Below are 16,743 nucleotides of genomic sequence, written 5' to 3' on the forward strand. Positions count from 1 at the left end.
GTTATGGCGACATTAACTGCAAAGAACCTGGCTAAAGCCTACAAAGGCCGCCGTGTGGTAGAGGATGTCAGTCTGACCGTCAATTCCGGTGAGATTGTGGGTCTGCTTGGGCCGAACGGCGCGGGTAAAACCACCACCTTCTACATGGTGGTCGGTATCGTGCCGCGCGACGCGGGTAATATCATCATTGATGATGAAGATATCAGCCTGCTGCCGCTGCACGCCCGTGCGCGCCGCGGGATTGGCTATCTGCCGCAGGAAGCGTCCATTTTCCGTCGTCTGAGCGTGTATGACAACCTGATGGCGGTGCTGCAAATTCGTGACGATCTCACCAGTGAACAGCGCGAAGACCGCTGTAACGAGCTGATGGAAGAGTTCCACATCGAACACCTCCGCGACAACATGGGTCAATCGCTCTCTGGTGGCGAACGTCGCCGCGTAGAGATCGCCCGCGCGCTGGCCGCAAATCCGAAATTTATCCTGCTGGATGAACCATTTGCGGGCGTTGACCCAATCTCTGTTATCGATATCAAACACATCATTGAGCACCTGCGCGACAGCGGTCTCGGCGTGTTAATCACCGACCACAACGTCCGCGAAACGCTGGCGGTGTGTGAGCGTGCGTATATCGTCAGCCAGGGGCAGCTTATCGCCCACGGCACCCCGACAGAGATCTTACAAGACGAACATGTTAAACGTGTGTATCTTGGGGAAGACTTCAGACTCTGATAGGGTAGAAGTATGAGAGAGGTTAGCCGGAGATTATCGCACTGAACATGAAGCAAGGTTTGCAATTAAGGCTCAGCCAACAGCTCGCCATGACGCCACAGCTGCAACAGGCAATTCGCTTGTTACAGCTGTCGACGCTGGAACTGCAGCAGGAACTTCAGCAAGCGCTGGAGAGCAATCCCCTGCTTGAGCAAACCGATATTCATGAAGAAATCGATGCCAAAGAGACGCCGGATAACGAAACGTTAGACAGCGCCGACGCGCTCGAACAGAAAGATATGCCGGAAGAGCTGCCGCTCGACGCCAGCTGGGATGAAATCTACACCGCCGGAACGCCCTCAGGCACTGGCGCAGATTACCAGGACGACGAACTGCCGGTCTATCAGGGCGAAACTACCCAGTCCCTTCAGGATTACCTGATGTGGCAGGTGGAACTCACGCCGTTTACCGATACCGACCGGGCGATAGCCACCTCCATCGTTGACGCCGTTGACGATACCGGTTATCTGACCGTCCCGCTGGAAGATATCCGCGAGAGCATGGGTGATGACGAAATCGGTCTGGATGAAGTCGAAGCCGTGCTTAAACGGATCCAGCGGTTCGACCCGGTGGGCGTTGCCGCCCGCGATCTCCGCGATTGCCTGCTTATTCAGCTCTCTCAGTTTGCCAAAGAAACCCCTCGCCTCGCCGAAGCCCGTCTGATCATCAGCGACCATCTCGATCTGCTTGCCAACCACGATTTCCGATCGTTAATGCGTGTCACGCGTCTGAAAGAAGACGTGTTGAAAGAAGCGGTGGATCTGATTCAGTCACTGGATCCACGTCCGGGTCAATCGATCCAGACCGGTGAGCCGGAGTATGTCATTCCTGATGTGCTGGTGCGCAAAGTCAGTGGCCGCTGGGTGGTAGAACTTAACGCCGACAGCATTCCACGTCTGCAAATTAATCAGCACTACGCGGGCATGTGTAACAACGTCCGTAACGACGCCGACAGCCAGTTTATTCGCAGCAATCTGCAAGATGCGAAGTGGCTGATTAAAAGTCTTGAGAGCCGCAACGACACGTTGCTGCGCGTCAGCCGCTGCATCGTTGAGCAGCAGCAGGCGTTTTTTGAGTCCGGCGAAGAGTATATGAAACCGATGGTGCTGGCGGATATCGCCCAGACCGTCGAGATGCATGAGTCCACCATTTCACGCGTGACTACGCAGAAGTATTTGCATAGCCCGCGCGGCATTTTTGAGCTTAAGTATTTCTTCTCAAGCCATGTGAATACCGAGGGTGGCGGCGAAGCCTCATCCACGGCGATTCGCGCGCTGGTGAAGAAATTGATTGCCGCGGAAAATCCCGCGAAACCACTAAGCGACAGTAAGCTGACCTCTATGCTCTCCGATCAAGGTATCATGGTGGCCCGCCGAACCGTTGCAAAGTACCGAGAGTCTTTATCCATTCCGCCGTCTAACCAGCGTAAACAACTGGTCTGACTCAACTGATAAGGAAGACACTATGCAGCTCAACATCACTGGACACAACGTCGAAATCACTGAAGCCCTGCGCGATTTCATCAACACGAAATTCGTGAAGCTGGAACAGTATTTTGAGAGGATCAATCAGGTCTATATTGTGTTAAAAGTGGAGAAATTGACGCACATCTCGGATGCGACCCTGCATGTTAACGGGGGCGAACTTCATGCCAGCGCGGAAGGGCAGGATATGTATGCCGCTATTGATCTGTTGATCGACAAACTGGCGCGGCAGCTTAATAAACATAAAGATAAACTGAAACAACACTAATTGTCCGGGCGGTCGCCCGATGCCGGTAAAGTGTCGGGCGATGCTTAGGTGAAATTATGATAAATAACGATTCGGCTCTACAACTGAGCAATGTGCTTAACCAGGAATGTACCCGCAGTGCGGTTCACTGCCAGAGTAAAAAACGTGCGCTGGAAATCATCAGTGAACTGGCGGCAAAGCAGTTAAGTCTGCCTCCGCAGGTGGTGTTCGAAGCGATTCTCACCCGTGAGAAAATGGGCAGTACCGGCATTGGCAATGGCATCGCCATTCCACACGGTAAGCTGGAAGAAGATACGCTGCGCGCCGTGGGCGTTTTTGTGCAGCTTGAAACGCCGATCGCGTTCGACGCCATCGACAATCAGCCTGTCGACCTGCTGTTTGCTCTGCTGGTGCCTGCGGACCAAACCAAAACGCACTTACATACGCTTTCACTGGTGGCGAAACGTCTGGCGGATAAAACCATCTGCCGCCGCCTGCGCTCAGCGCAGAGTGACGAAGAGCTTTATCAAATCATCACAGAAACGGAAAACAGTGATGAAGCGTAAGGGAAATGAGTTCGTACTGAGGAGAAACGGTACATGGTACTGATGATCGTCAGCGGCCGCTCAGGCTCGGGTAAATCCGTGGCTTTACGGGCGCTGGAAGATATGGGTTTCTACTGTGTAGACAACCTGCCGGTAGTCCTGCTGCCAGAGCTTGCGAAAACGCTGGCCGACCGGGAGATCTCCGCCGCCGTCAGTATCGACGTGCGTAATATGCCGGAATCTCCGGAAATCTTCGAAAAAGCGATGGAAAATCTGCCGGACGCATTTTCTCCACAGTTGCTGTTCCTCGATGCCGATCGCAATACGCTGATCCGTCGTTACAGCGACACGCGCCGTCTGCATCCGCTCTCCAGTAAAAACTTGTCGCTCGAGAGCGCCATCGACAAAGAGAGCGACCTGCTCGAGCCGCTGCGCTCGCGCGCAGACCTTATCGTCGACACCTCCGAGATGTCGGTCCACGAGCTGGCAGAAATGCTGCGTACCCGCCTGCTGGGCAAACGCGAGCGTGAACTGACGATGGTGTTTGAATCCTTTGGCTTCAAGCACGGTATTCCTATTGATGCGGATTACGTCTTCGACGTACGCTTCCTGCCCAACCCGCACTGGGATCCGAAACTGCGTCCGATGACCGGCCTCGATAAACCGGTTGCCGCCTTCCTCGACAGGCATACGGAAGTCCATAACTTTATCTACCAGACCCGCAGCTATCTTGAGCTATGGTTACCTATGCTGGAAACCAATAACCGTAGCTATCTGACCGTGGCGATTGGCTGTACCGGCGGTAAACACCGTTCGGTGTATGTCGCCGAACAACTGGCTGACTACTTCCGCTCTCGCGGCAAGAACGTGCAGTCTCGTCACCGGACGCTGGAAAAACGTAAATCATGACCGTAAAGCAAACCGTTGAAATCACCAACCGGCTGGGCATGCACGCCCGGCCTGCGATGAAGCTGTTTGAACTGATGCAGGGTTTTGATGCGGAAGTGCTGCTGCGCAACGACGAAGGCACCGAAGCGGAAGCCAACAGCGTGATTGCGCTGCTGATGCTGGATTCCGCCAAAGGACGCCAGATTGAAGTGGAAGCCTCCGGCCCGCAGGAAGTCGAAGCCCTGGCCGCGGTTATCGCACTGTTTGAATCTGGGTTTGATGAAGATTAAGTAGTCTCCCTTCCCCATGCCGGATGGCGGCCTCGCCTTATCCGGCCTACGAAAAGCGCCTCTACCGTAAAAACGCCATTCGGCGTTTTTTTTGTTATCCCTGTACAATTTGTGCTCTTTCCTGTCTAAGATTAACCTTAAGAAAACCTTAATTTGCTTTGTTTATGTTTCATTTAAGTTTCGTGTCGATACTGGTTAATTGTCAGCAAATAATTCCAGGAGCGCGTCATGTTACATTTATCGGGAAACACCCCCCTGGGCACCGGAAGACATCGTAAATGTTATGCGCATCCGGATGATGCCCAACGCTGCATTAAAATCGTCTACAACAACGACGATGGCGGCGATAAAGAGACGAAACGTGAGTTGGGCTACTACGCACATCTCAATCGTTATCTGAAGGACTGGAGTGGGATCCCGCGTTATTACGGCACCGTTGAGACCGACTGCGGAACAGGTTACGTCTATGATGTGATCAGCGACTTTGATGGCAAACCCTCTATCACCTTAAAACAGTTCGCTATGGAGTGTCGCTACGAAGAAGATCTGGTCGTATTGCGTCAGATCCTGCGCACGCTGAGGAAGTACATTACCGAAAACCACATTGTGACCATGACGCTGAAACCGGCTAATATTCTGTGCCACCGCATCAGTGAATCAGAAGTGGTGCCGGTTATCTGCGACAACATTGGCGAATCGACCTTTATTCCTCTGGCCACCTGGTCAAAATGGTTCTGTCGTCGTAAGCAGGAACGTCTGTGGGAACGTTTTATTGCCCAGCCGGTACTGGCAGCCGCACTGAATAACAGCAAGCCGCGCGAAGAGCGCAGCACGCTGGAGCTCTCTTCTCGCAAAGCTTAATGCAGTTGGTGGCGGGTCATGAAGGATTCGCCGCCGAGCTGACGCATCTGGCGCAGTATCCACGCCTGGCGGCTACGCACGTAGCCTGAAGGGGCATCCGCTTTAAAGCGAAGCGGGTTCGGTAGTACGGCAGCTAACAGCGCCGCTTCCGACATGGTCAGCCTGCTGGCGGATTTATGGAAATAGCGCTGTGCAGCGGCTTCTACGCCAAAAGTGCCCTCACCAAACTCAGCGATATTCAGGTAAACGGTCAGGATACGCTTCTTACTCCAGACTGTTTCAATCCCCACCGTCAACCCCGCTTCCAGCCCTTTGCGTAACCAGCTGCGTCCATCCCACAGCAGCAGGTTTTTCGTCGTCTGCTGGGACAACGTCGACGCGCCGCGAATCCGGTTTTCGTTGCGTTCATTGTGTGAAAGCGCCTTTTCGATCGCCTGAACATCAAACCCCCAGTGCTCCGGGAATTTCTGATCTTCGGCAGCGATCACCGCCAGCCCCATCCACGGCGATATCTCATCCATACTGACCCAGTCGGAATGCGCCACATAATGAAAATCGCCGCTCAGCCAGGCACTTAGCTGGCGCTCGACCATCACCGCAGAAAACGGAACTGGCACAAAGCTAAACAGCGCAATACCGCCGCCCCAGAAAAGCACCAGCACCAGCGCGATGCGCCAGACAATACGTTTTATCCACTTCAGCGGTGAAACGCGCTTGCTCATTCAGCCAGTACCAGCACGCGCGCCACCAGCTTTTCAATCCCCTCAGCGGCTTCGGCGATGTTCTGCGCCAGCATATAAGCTGGCGTGGTGACCACTTTGTTGTCTTCATCAACAACGATGTCATCCACCGGGCACGGCACATGCTCCGCGCCCATTTCTTCCAGCACTTCTGCCGTGTCGATATCGGTGCCGATGGTAATGCGCAGCGGGAAATCAAAAATCTTCGGCAACATCGCCGGGGCGATACACATAAAGCCAAGCGGTTTACCCGCCTGATGCATTGCCTGCGCCAGCGATTTCAGATGCGCGTCAACCTCGCACGCAGCACCCTGCGTGGCAAAGTTGGAGAGGTTTTTCGCCGCGCCAAAACCGCCGGGCACAATCAGCGCATCCAGCTCTTCCGCCTGCGCACTGGCGAGCGGACGTACATCACCGCGCGCAATGCGCGCAGACTCGATCAGCACATTGCGGCTTTCACCCATCGCTTCTCCCGACAAGTGGTCGATAACATCGAACTGGCGCTTATCCGGCGCAAAGCACACGGCCTGCGCGCCGCTACGGGCAATGGCCAGCAGCGTAATGGTGGCTTCGTGAATTTCAGAGCCGTCATAGACACCGCAGCCGCTCAAAATAACGCCAACTTTTTTCATGATGCTTGTCCCTCGCTGTAACTGACTGAAGATTATTACTATTTCTGATTAACTCGCTATGCTTCACATATTTTGCTGATTCATGTAACAAATGTTTCAACTTTTGCTATCTTAATCTGCGTGTAATCGTATTCATCAGGTTGTGTCTAACCAAAATCCTATTACATCTTATGGCGCAGCCACGATTTCCCTGGTGTTGGCGCAGTGTTCGCGCACCCCGGTTTAGCCGGGGTCATTTTTTTTCAGCGTTCGCCACCCAGGATTTAAGCACCGCGACATCGTGCTGCCATTCGGTTTTCATCTCCTCAACCCATTCACCGACGTTATCCCACCAGGCCGGTAAATCAGGCGACTGGATCTGCTGCCCTAGCTGTTGCAGATGACGCAGACCGACGGAACCCGCCGCGCCCTTAATTTTATGCCCTTCCTCGACAATACCTTTCTGATCGCGCGCGGTCAGATTCGATTCCAGCACCGCCAGATAACCCGGCATCATCTTCTCAAAGACCGCCAGGCCGTCGGTAATGAGCTTCGGCCCCACCAGTTCGATGTACTGCTCCAGCATCGGAATATCCAGTAACTGCTGTGATTTACCCTGTTCTGTTGGCATTGCGGTGCTCTCCTCGTCGTCGGCGGTGTCCCAGAATTTTTTGATCATCGCGGTGAGGGCCGGTACTGATAACGGCTTGCTCAGCACATCATCCATCCCCGCTTCCAGATACTCTTTTTTATCTTTCAGCACGTTAGCCGTCAATGCCACCAGTGGCGGCAGATCATCAGCGGCAAATTTCTGTTTTAACTCGCGAGAGATATCCAGCCCGGTCATATCCGGCAATTGAATATCGAGCAGTACCAGGTCGTATTCGCCTGGCGTAAACATCTCCAGCGCAGCCTTCCCGGTCATCGCCACATCCACGCTGTTGCCGAGTTTTTCCAGCACCGAACGGGCGACAATGACGTTGAGTTCGATATCTTCCACCAGCAGTACGTTGAGCGCTGGCAGCGGCATATCGTCGTCGTCAAGCGTATCTTCCACTTCGTCGGCAACGGCGGGGGCGTGTACGGTCAGAACAAACGTCGAGCCCTGACCCGGATTGCTGGAGACTTCAATATCGCCGCCCATGTCGCGCGCCAGGCGACGCGAAACGGCCAGACCAATCCCGGTACCGGTAGCCGGCTTACCGCCCTGGCTGTCTTTCACCTGGTAATACATAGCAAAGATTTTATCCTGCTCTGCCTGTGGAATACCGATACCGGAGTCAGCCACTTCAAAGTGCAGCATATCGCCTTCGTCGTAACGAATGCGCACTTCAACTTTACCTTGTTGAGTGAATTTCACTGCATTGCTGATCAGGTTCCACAGAATCTGACGCAGACGCGTGCCGTCGGTAATCACTTTATGTGGCAGCGGTAAGCTCGGTTCCATGACGAAGCGCAGCCCTTTCTGTTGCGCCTGCAAGCCGGAGAGGTTTTCTAAATCGGAGAGGAAGCCAGTAAAGTCGATAGTCTGGTTATCCAGCTGAACTTTACGTCGCTCCATTTTATCCATATCGATGATATCGTTGAAGATATTCCCCAACGTCACCGCGGAAACATGGATGGTTTTCAGGTATTTTTCCTGCTCGGTGGTCAGGTCGGTATCAAGCAGAATACGGCTAAGGCCAACGATACCGTTAAGCGGCGTACGCAGCTCGTGGCTGATGGTGGAGATAAAGGTGGTCTTATCGCGACTGGCGCGCTCCAGGGCATCCTGATAGCGCTTACGCTCGGTGATATCGCGGCCAAAGCCCATCAGGCCGTGGCGTTTACCGACGCGATCGTAGTAAGGCACTTTACGGATTTCGAAGCAGGCTTTGCGGCCATCCGGGTAATCCAGCCACTGTTCATAGGTGAGCGAGACGTTATGACGGAACACTTTCTCATCGGTTTCCAGAACCTTTGCCGCGGCCTCCGGCGCGTAAACGTCTTCCGGGTGCAGATGAATAAGTTGCTTTTCACTCTTGCCGGTTAATAGCTCCATTGCCCGGTTACAGCCAGAAAACTCTTTATCTTCATTACGATAGAAAACCAGATCCGGTGACGCATCCAGGAAGGAACGCAGGAAGGAGGATTGTTGCTCAAGGCGGATTTGCGTCTCTTCACGCTCTTTCATCTCGACCTTCAGTTGCTCAAGCATTGTTTCACGCTCAGCTTCCGCTTTTTCACGATCGCTGATTTCCTGGTTGAGTTGCGAGATATTGTCTTTGAGTTGAACGTTAAGTTTGAGATCGCGCTCGCGCATCTCTTCGAGCTTCTCCACCAGCTTCGATAAGCGCTGGCGAGATTCTTCCAGTTGCTCGACCACCACCGATAAAAAGTAGACCGCCCACGGCGTAATCAACAGACCAAAGAAGATAGAGCGGATCACATCAATGCTTTCGACCTGCCCATGCAGCACCATGGTCACCGCCATCTGCACCACAATGGCCAGCACCACCAGCGCAAGGGCCAATAGCATTGAAAAGCGCACCAGACCCAGCTTCATCATCAGGTCGACGTAATACTGCGCCAGTAAACGGATTTGCTTCATAGGGGGTTCCTTCACGTCATCGTCGCTCAATAATACCCAATTCTGAGCAATGCGTTGAAGGTTGTGTGAAAAATGCGTGGATTGTGCGGTCTGGTGCCCTCACCCTAACCCTCTCCCACAGGGAGAGGGAACCCATCGCATGCGTGTTAATGTTCTGCGCCGGTTTTCTCCCTCTCCCTGTGGGAGAGGGCCGGGGTGAGGGGTTGTACCCACCCGCGCCCCAGCGCCGATCCCTGCAAACCGTGTTCGTTAAGGTATTTATCCAGCTCCACCATCCCGGTCCAGCGGTTTTCACACCACAGCGGGGCGAGCAGCGTCGGACGACGCGCGCTGGCGGAAATGCGGTGGTAAATCACCTCGGGTGGCGTATGGCGAATCATCTCACCTGCCGTCACGGTGTAATCCTCCAGCGCAATACCGCTTAAACGCCCCGCTTCCCATGCCTTCGCCATAATGCTGCCCTTCACGATATGCAGCGGATGCAGCTTGATGCCGTCCACACCGGTCTCTACCACGCGTTCCAGAGTTTGCAGACATTCACTCGCCCCTTCGCCCGGCAGGCCGACAATCAGGTGTGAGCACACCTTCAGCCCGCGTTCGCGCGCCAGTCGCGTGGTGTTCTGATAGCAGGCGAAATCATGCCCCCGGTTGATGCGATGCAGCGTTTTATCGTGCGCGGTTTGGAGCCCCAGCTCCAGCCACACCTCATAACCCTGATCTTTATATTCAGTGAGCAAATCGAGCACCGCTTCCGGCACGCAGTCCGGGCGCGTGCCTACGCACAGGCCAACGATATTGGCCTGACTGACTGCCTGCTGATACATAGACCGCAGCACCTGCACTTCCGCAAAGGTACTGGTATAAGCCTGGAAATAGGCAAGATAGCGTTTGGCGCGATTCACCAGGCTGGCCTGATGTTCAAGCTGCTCGGTTATCGAGCGGTACTGCTGCGCTTCGTCGGCAAAAGAAGCGACATTGCAAAATGTGCAACCACCCCGGCCAATAGTGCCATCACGATTCGGGCAGCTAAACCCACCATGCAGCGTCAATTTATGGACCTTTTCGCCATAGCGACGTGCAAGATCCCCACCAAACATATTGACTAATTTTTGTAACTGCATAATCTGATAGACCGGCCTGTAGAAAGGGGCCAAGCCTGCCATTTTTAGTCTCGATCGGCGATGACCTGGATCAATCGCCCGGTAGACCTTTATCTCATTGCATAATCACTCAGAATAAATGCAATTTCATTCACCACTCAACCGATTACTTTTGCTTATATACGTCGCTTATTTTGCAATAATCCGCCTCCCGTAGAAAAACAGAGTGATCCTATACCCGCACAACCATTGCCAGTGTTATGTGCTGCTTTAAGCGGCAAATTCAGCACAGGTCATTTATCACAGCGCTTCCAGACAGTGAGTCAGATCACACTCCATCCGCACCTGTTTCGTGGTTAATACAATGTAAAATACATCTAAAAACATTTATTATCATGTAGTTAACTCCTGCTTAGCACATTTTCAGATAAATAAGTTTGCCATTTGACCTGTCTACGGATTCCCGATAAGTTGGAAATCCGCTGGAAGCTTTCTGGATGAGCACTCAGCTCATCATATTTATGCAGTAATTGAGATTCCCTCTGAAGCAAGTCCTCAAACTTGTTTGACCTGCGCGAAAAGGCAAAAGAGGGCGAATGCGAGATTGGTCATTGAACGACTCAATCCCGTCGCCATGCTCTTTCTGCGCCCGTGCGCAATCGGTGTCGGAGTGAGTCACGTAGAGCCTGGGGAGGTTCACTGATATGTTGTACGATAAATCCCTTGAGAGGGATAACTGTGGTTTCGGCCTGATCGCCCACATAGAAGGCGAACCTAGCCACAAGGTAGTGCGTACCGCTATACACGCACTGGCCCGCATGCAGCACCGTGGAGCAATCCTCGCCGATGGTAAAACCGGTGACGGTTGCGGCCTGCTGCTGCAAAAACCGGATCGTTTCTTCCGCATTGTGGCGGAAGAGCGCGGCTGGCGTTTAGCCAAAAACTACGCCGTCGGTATGCTGTTCCTCAATCAGGACCCGGACAAAGCCGCCGCATCACGCCGCATCGTTGAAGAAGAATTGCAGCGTGAAACGCTCTCTATTGTTGGCTGGCGCGATGTGCCGACCAACGAAGGCGTGCTCGGTGAAATCGCCCTCTCCTCGCTGCCCCGTATCGAGCAAATCTTTGTTAACGCCCCGGCTGGCTGGCGCCCGCGCGATATGGAACGCCGTCTGTTCATCGCCCGTCGCCGCATTGAACAACGCCTGGTGGAAGACAAAGATTTCTACGTATGTAGCCTGTCTAACCTGGTGAACATCTATAAAGGTCTGTGTATGCCGGCGGATTTGCCGCGCTTCTATCTGGACCTCGCGGACCTGCGTCTGGAATCGGCCATCTGCCTGTTCCACCAGCGCTTCTCCACCAACACCGTGCCGCGCTGGCCGCTGGCACAGCCGTTCCGCTACCTGGCGCACAACGGTGAAATCAACACCATCACCGGTAACCGTCAGTGGGCACGCGCGCGTACCTATAAATTCCAGACGCCGCTTATCCCTGACCTGCACGACGCGGCACCGTTCGTTAACGAAACCGGCTCCGACTCCAGTTCGATGGATAACATGCTCGAACTGCTGCTGGCTGGCGGGATGGATATCGTACGTGCGATGCGTTTGCTCGTTCCGCCAGCCTGGCAGAACAACCCGGATATGGACCCGGAACTGCGCGCGTTCTTCGACTTTAACTCCATGCACATGGAGCCGTGGGATGGCCCGGCGGGCATCGTCATGTCCGATGGTCGCTACGCGGCCTGTAACCTTGACCGTAACGGCCTGCGCCCGGCGCGCTACGTCATTACTAAAGACAAGCTTATCACCTGTGCATCGGAAGTGGGTATCTGGGATTATCAGCCCGATGAAGTGATGGAAAAAGGCCGCGTTGGGCCGGGCGAGCTGATGGTTATCGATACCCGCAGTGGCCGCATTCTGCACTCTGCCGAAACCGATAACGACCTGAAAAGTCGCCACCCGTACAAAGAGTGGATGGAGAAAAACGTCCGCCGTCTGGTGCCATTTGAAGATCTGCCGGATGAAGAGGTCGGCAGCCGCGAGATGGACGATGACGCCCTCGCCAGCTACCAGAAGCAGTTTAACTACAGCGCGGAAGAGCTCGATTCCGTTATCCGCGTGCTGGGCGAAAATGGCCAGGAAGCCGTCGGTTCTATGGGCGATGATACCCCATTCGCCGTACTCTCCAGCCAGCCGCGCATTATTTATGACTACTTCCGCCAGCAGTTTGCGCAGGTAACCAACCCGCCAATCGACCCGCTGCGTGAAGCGCACGTCATGTCGCTGGCGACCAGCATTGGTCGCGAAATGAACGTCTTCTGTGAAGCGGAAGGCCAGGCGCACCGTCTGAGCTTCAAATCGCCGATCCTGCTGTTCTCTGATTTTAAACAGCTCACCACCATTGAAGATGAACACTATCGCGCAGACACGCTCGATATTAGTTACGACGCGACTGAAACCTCGCTTGAGGCGACGGTAAAAGCGCTGTGCGATAAAGCCGAAGAGATGGTGCGTAACGGCACCGTTCTGCTGGTGCTCTCTGACCGCAACATCGCCAAAAATCGTCTGCCGGTTCCTGCACCGATGGCGGTTGGCGCTATTCAGGCACGTCTGGTGGATAAGAGCCTGCGCTGCGATGCTAACATCATCGTGGAAACCGCCAGCGCCCGCGATCCGCACCACTTCGCTGTGCTGCTGGGCTTTGGTGCGACGGCAATTTACCCGTATCTCGCCTACGAAACGCTGGCGAAACTGGTCGATACCAAAGCGATTGATAAAGCGTATCGCACCGTGATGCTGAACTACCGTAACGGCATCAACAAAGGTCTGTACAAAATCATGTCCAAAATGGGCATCTCGACCATCGCCTCATACCGCTGTTCAAAACTGTTTGAAGCAGTCGGCCTGCACGACGACGTGGTTGAGCAGTGCTTCCAGGGCGTGGTTAGCCGTATCGGCGGCGCAAACTTTGACGACTTCCAGCAGGACCTGCTGAACCTGTCGAAACGCGCCTGGCTGGCACGTAAACCGATTAGCCAGGGCGGCCTGCTGAAGTACGTTCACGGCGGTGAATATCACGCCTATAACCCGGACGTGGTGCGCACACTGCAACAAGCCGTTCAAAGCGGTGAGTACAGCGACTATCAGGAATACGCGAAGCTGGTCAACGAGCGTCCGGCGGCCACGCTGCGCGATCTTCTGGCCATCACGCCGGGTAGCGACGCTGTCAGTATTGATGAGGTTGAACCGGCGACTGACCTGTTCAAACGCTTCGATACCGCGGCGATGTCTATCGGCGCATTGAGCCCGGAAGCGCACGAAGCGCTGGCGGAAGCGATGAACGGCATCGGCGGTAACTCTAACTCCGGCGAAGGCGGTGAAGACCCGGCGCGTTACGGCACCAATAAAGTGTCGCGTATCAAGCAGGTGGCTTCCGGTCGCTTCGGCGTCACGCCAGCGTACCTGGTCAACGCCGACGTCATTCAGATTAAAGTCGCTCAGGGTGCGAAACCGGGCGAAGGCGGTCAGTTACCGGGTGATAAAGTCACGCCGTACATCGCCAAACTGCGCTATTCGGTGCCGGGTGTGACGCTTATCTCCCCGCCGCCGCACCACGATATCTACTCTATCGAGGACTTAGCACAGCTGATTTTCGACCTGAAACAGGTCAACCCGAAAGCGATGATCTCCGTGAAGCTGGTGTCCGAACCGGGCGTCGGCACTATCGCTACCGGTGTGGCGAAAGCCTATGCCGATTTAATCACCATCGCGGGTTATGACGGTGGTACGGGTGCAAGCCCGCTGTCGTCGGTGAAATATGCTGGCTGCCCGTGGGAACTTGGCCTGGTGGAAACCCAGCAGGCGCTGGTTGCCAACGGTTTGCGCCATAAAATTCGTTTGCAGGTCGATGGTGGCCTGAAAACCGGCGTCGATATCATCAAAGCGGCGATTCTCGGCGCGGAAAGCTTCGGCTTCGGTACTGGCCCGATGGTGGCGCTGGGCTGTAAATATCTGCGTATTTGCCACCTGAACAACTGCGCGACGGGCGTGGCAACTCAGGATGACAAACTGCGTAAGAACCACTATCACGGCTTGCCGTTCAAAGTGACCAACTACTTTGAATTTATCGCCCGCGAAACCCGCGAGCTGATGGCGCAACTGGGCGTGACCCGCCTGGTTGACCTGATTGGCCGTACCGACCTGCTCAAAGAGCTGGACGGTTTCACCGCCAAACAGCAGAAGCTGGAACTGTCTCGTCTGCTGGAGACCGCTGAGCCACATCCTGGCAAAGCGCTGTACTGCACCGAGAATAACCCGCCGTTCGATAACGGCGTGCTGAACGCGCAGTTGCTGCAACAGGCGAAACCGTTTGTCGATGAGCGCCAGAGCAAAACCTTCTGGTTCGATATTCGCAACACCGATCGTTCCGTGGGCGCGTCGCTCTCCGGTTATATCGCTCAGACACACGGCGACCAGGGTCTGGCCGGCGATCCGATCACCGCGCACTTCAGCGGGACGGCGGGTCAGAGCTTCGGCGTCTGGAACGCGGGCGGCGTTGAACTGCACCTGACCGGCGATGCCAACGACTATGTGGGTAAAGGCATGGCGGGCGGCCTGATCGCCATTCGTCCTCCGGTTGGTTCCGCCTTCCGCAGCCATGAAGCGAGCATTATCGGCAACACCTGCCTTTACGGCGCGACCGGTGGTCGTCTGTATGCCGCAGGCCGCGCGGGTGAACGTTTCGGCGTGCGTAACTCTGGCGCAATCACCGTGGTCGAAGGTATTGGCGACAACGGCTGTGAATATATGACCGGCGGTATCGTCTGTATTCTGGGTAAAACCGGCGTTAACTTTGGCGCAGGTATGACCGGCGGCTTCGCCTACGTTCTGGATGAGAGCGGCGATTTCCGCAAACGCGTTAACCCGGAACTGGTGGAAGTGCTGGACGTTGACTCTCTGGCAATCCATGAAGAGCATCTGCGTGGGCTGATTACCGAGCACGTCCAGTTGACCGGTTCATCGCGTGGTGAAGAGATCCTGGCGAACTGGCCGGCGTTCTCCGCGAAGTTTGCACTGGTTAAGCCGAAGTCCAGCGATGTCAAAGCACTGTTGGGTCACCGTAGTCGTAGCGCAGCAGAGCTGCGTGTGCAGGCGCAGTAAGGGGTCATCATGAGTCAGAACGTTTATCAATTTATCGACCTGCAACGCGTTGATCCCGCTAAGAAAGCGTTAAAGATCCGCAAGATCGAGTTTGTTGAAATTTACGAGCCGTTTTCAGAAGGTCAGGCCAAAGCGCAGGCCGATCGTTGCCTTTCCTGCGGCAACCCGTACTGTGAATGGAAATGCCCGGTACACAACTACATTCCGAACTGGCTGAAGCTCGCCAACGAAGGGCGTATTTTTGAAGCGGCAGAACTGTCGCATCAAACCAACACCCTACCGGAAGTGTGTGGGCGTGTTTGCCCGCAGGACCGTCTGTGTGAAGGTTCCTGTACGCTGAACGATGAGTTCGGCGCCGTAACCATTGGCAACATTGAGCGCTATATCAATGATAAAGCGTTCGAAATGGGATGGCGTCCGGATATGTCTGGCGTGAAGCAAACCGGCAAGAAAGTGGCGATTATCGGCGCAGGCCCGGCGGGCCTGGCCTGTGCTGATGTCCTGACGCGTAACGGCGTAAAAGCGGTCGTCTTTGATCGTCACCCGGAAATTGGCGGCCTGCTGACCTTCGGTATTCCGGCCTTTAAGCTGGAAAAAGAGGTCATGACCCGCCGTCGTGAAATCTTCACCGGGATGGGGATTGAGTTCAAACTGAATACCGAAGTGGGCCGTGACGTGCAGCTTGAAACCCTGCTGAGTGATTACGACGCGGTGTTCCTCGGCGTCGGCACCTATCAGTCGATGCGCGGTGGGCTGGAAAATGAAGATGCCTCTGGCGTGTTCGATGCGCTGCCGTTCCTGATTGCCAATACCCGTCAGATCATGGGCTTTGGTGAGAATAAAGACGAGCCGTACATCAACATGGAAGGCAAACGCGTGGTAGTGCTTGGCGGTGGCGATACCGCGATGGACTGCGTGCGTACCTCCGTGCGTCAGGGCGCAACGCATGTCACCTGTGCTTATCGTCGTGACGAAGAGAACATGCCAGGCTCACGCCGCGAAGTGAAAAACGCGCGTGAAGAGGGTGTTGAATTCCAGTTCAACGTGCAGCCGCTGGGCATTGAAGTGAATGCTAACGGCAAGGTCTGCGGCGTGAAAATGGCGCGCACCGAGATGGGCCAACCGGATGCAAAAGGCCGCCGCCGTGCGGAAATCGTTCCTGGCTCCGAGCATGTCGTTCCGGCAGATGCGGTGGTGATGGCATTTGGTTTCCGCCCGCACAGCATGGAATGGCTGGCAAAACACAGCGTCGAACTGGATTCTCAGGGTCGCATCATCGCCCCGGAAGGTCACGAAAACGCCTTCCAGACCAGCAACCCGAAAATCTTCGCCGGTGGTGACATTGTGCGTGGTTCGGACCTGGTGGTAACCGCCATCGCCGAAGGCCGTAAAGCGGCTGACGGCATCATGAACTGGCTGGAAGTGTAAACCCTGCCTCAGCGCCGCCTGCCTGG

Annotated in this window: 13 protein-coding genes; 9 read left to right on the forward strand and 4 right to left on the reverse strand. The window is 54.9% G+C overall.

Annotation, left to right across the window (positions count from 1 at the left end; genetic code table 11):
* Nucleotides 1-3 precede the first annotated feature (3 nt).
* The 7 genes from lptB (at nucleotide 4) to yrbL (ending at nucleotide 5,083) form a co-directional block, all read left to right on the forward strand.
* Complete coding sequence (gene lptB / locus F0Q32_RS16985; RefSeq protein WP_015962825.1) at nucleotides 4-729, forward strand: LPS export ABC transporter ATP-binding protein; 726 nt, start codon at nucleotides 4-6, stop codon at nucleotides 727-729.
* 47 nt (nucleotides 730-776) lie between these two features.
* A complete protein-coding gene (gene rpoN / locus F0Q32_RS16990) occupies nucleotides 777-2,210 on the forward strand; it encodes an RNA polymerase factor sigma-54 (RefSeq protein WP_149463999.1) in 1,434 nt (477 codons plus the stop codon).
* A gap of 22 nt (nucleotides 2,211-2,232) precedes the next feature.
* On the forward strand, nucleotides 2,233-2,520 hold the full coding sequence (hpf, locus tag F0Q32_RS16995; RefSeq protein WP_149464000.1) for a ribosome hibernation promoting factor: 288 nt from the start codon (nucleotides 2,233-2,235) through the stop codon (nucleotides 2,518-2,520).
* Between the two features lie 56 nt (nucleotides 2,521-2,576).
* Nucleotides 2,577-3,065 (forward strand): PTS IIA-like nitrogen regulatory protein PtsN, encoded by a 489-nt coding sequence (gene ptsN, locus F0Q32_RS17000; protein WP_149464001.1) that lies wholly within the window; start codon nucleotides 2,577-2,579, stop codon nucleotides 3,063-3,065.
* Between the two features lie 33 nt (nucleotides 3,066-3,098).
* Nucleotides 3,099-3,953, forward strand: a complete 855-nt coding sequence (gene rapZ / locus F0Q32_RS17005; RefSeq protein WP_015962821.1) for an RNase adapter RapZ — start codon at nucleotides 3,099-3,101, stop codon at nucleotides 3,951-3,953.
* Nucleotides 3,950-4,222, forward strand: a complete 273-nt coding sequence (gene npr / locus F0Q32_RS17010) for a PTS phosphocarrier protein NPr (RefSeq protein WP_015962820.1) — start codon at nucleotides 3,950-3,952, stop codon at nucleotides 4,220-4,222. Before rapZ ends, npr begins: the two co-directional genes overlap by 4 nt.
* 228 nt (nucleotides 4,223-4,450) lie before the next feature.
* Entirely contained in the window at nucleotides 4,451-5,083 is a 633-nt protein-coding gene (gene yrbL / locus F0Q32_RS17015) for a PhoP regulatory network protein YrbL (RefSeq protein WP_149464002.1), read from the forward strand.
* Here the strand turns inward: yrbL and mtgA are convergent.
* The 4 genes from mtgA to F0Q32_RS17035 all read right to left on the reverse strand — a co-directional run bounded on the left by mtgA (nucleotide 5,080) and on the right by F0Q32_RS17035 (nucleotide 10,145).
* Nucleotides 5,080-5,805, reverse strand: coding sequence for a monofunctional biosynthetic peptidoglycan transglycosylase (gene mtgA, locus F0Q32_RS17020; protein WP_149464003.1), 726 nt, complete (start codon nucleotides 5,803-5,805; stop codon nucleotides 5,080-5,082). The genes yrbL and mtgA overlap by 4 nt on opposite strands.
* Entirely contained in the window at nucleotides 5,802-6,455 is a 654-nt protein-coding gene (gene elbB / locus F0Q32_RS17025) for an isoprenoid biosynthesis glyoxalase ElbB (protein WP_149464004.1), read from the reverse strand. The genes mtgA and elbB overlap by 4 nt, the downstream gene beginning before the upstream one ends.
* Nucleotides 6,456-6,687: 232 nt before the next feature.
* On the reverse strand, nucleotides 6,688-9,024 hold the full coding sequence (gene arcB / locus F0Q32_RS17030) for an aerobic respiration two-component sensor histidine kinase ArcB (protein WP_149464005.1): 2,337 nt from the start codon (nucleotides 9,022-9,024) through the stop codon (nucleotides 6,688-6,690).
* Nucleotides 9,025-9,170: 146 nt separating this feature from the next.
* Nucleotides 9,171-10,145 carry a TIGR01212 family radical SAM protein gene (locus tag F0Q32_RS17035; protein WP_149464006.1) on the reverse strand — a complete coding sequence of 325 codons (975 nt, stop codon included), beginning with the start codon at nucleotides 10,143-10,145 and terminating at the stop codon, nucleotides 9,171-9,173.
* A 683-nt stretch (nucleotides 10,146-10,828) separates the two neighbouring features.
* Here F0Q32_RS17035 and gltB point away from each other — a divergent pair.
* Entirely contained in the window at nucleotides 10,829-15,289 is a 4,461-nt protein-coding gene (gene gltB, locus F0Q32_RS17040) for a glutamate synthase large subunit (RefSeq protein ID WP_149464007.1), read from the forward strand.
* 9 nt (nucleotides 15,290-15,298) lie between these two features.
* A complete protein-coding gene (gltD, locus tag F0Q32_RS17045) occupies nucleotides 15,299-16,717 on the forward strand; it encodes a glutamate synthase subunit GltD (protein ID WP_149464008.1) in 1,419 nt (472 codons plus the stop codon).
* Nucleotides 16,718-16,743: the final 26 nt, after the last annotated feature.

This window comes from Pseudocitrobacter sp. 73 (assembly GCF_008369545.1).
Lineage (GTDB): Bacteria > Pseudomonadota > Gammaproteobacteria > Enterobacterales > Enterobacteriaceae > Pseudocitrobacter > Pseudocitrobacter vendiensis.

Coding starts and splice junctions, on each gene's coding strand:
- gltD (WP_149464008.1), top strand. CDS start 15,299: ATGAGTCAGAACGTTTATCAATTTATCGACCTGCAACGCGTTGATCCC.
- lptB (WP_015962825.1), top strand. CDS start 4: ATGGCGACATTAACTGCAAAGAACCTGGCTAAAGCCTACAAAGGCCGC.
- rapZ (WP_015962821.1), top strand. CDS start 3,099: ATGGTACTGATGATCGTCAGCGGCCGCTCAGGCTCGGGTAAATCCGTG.
- mtgA (WP_149464003.1), bottom strand. CDS start 5,805: ATGAGCAAGCGCGTTTCACCGCTGAAGTGGATAAAACGTATTGTCTGG.
- arcB (WP_149464005.1), bottom strand. CDS start 9,024: ATGAAGCAAATCCGTTTACTGGCGCAGTATTACGTCGACCTGATGATG.
- npr (WP_015962820.1), top strand. CDS start 3,950: ATGACCGTAAAGCAAACCGTTGAAATCACCAACCGGCTGGGCATGCAC.
- F0Q32_RS17035 (WP_149464006.1), bottom strand. CDS start 10,145: ATGCAGTTACAAAAATTAGTCAATATGTTTGGTGGGGATCTTGCACGT.
- elbB (WP_149464004.1), bottom strand. CDS start 6,455: ATGAAAAAAGTTGGCGTTATTTTGAGCGGCTGCGGTGTCTATGACGGC.
- ptsN (WP_149464001.1), top strand. CDS start 2,577: ATGATAAATAACGATTCGGCTCTACAACTGAGCAATGTGCTTAACCAG.
- gltB (WP_149464007.1), top strand. CDS start 10,829: ATGTTGTACGATAAATCCCTTGAGAGGGATAACTGTGGTTTCGGCCTG.
- hpf (WP_149464000.1), top strand. CDS start 2,233: ATGCAGCTCAACATCACTGGACACAACGTCGAAATCACTGAAGCCCTG.
- rpoN (WP_149463999.1), top strand. CDS start 777: ATGAAGCAAGGTTTGCAATTAAGGCTCAGCCAACAGCTCGCCATGACG.
- yrbL (WP_149464002.1), top strand. CDS start 4,451: ATGTTACATTTATCGGGAAACACCCCCCTGGGCACCGGAAGACATCGT.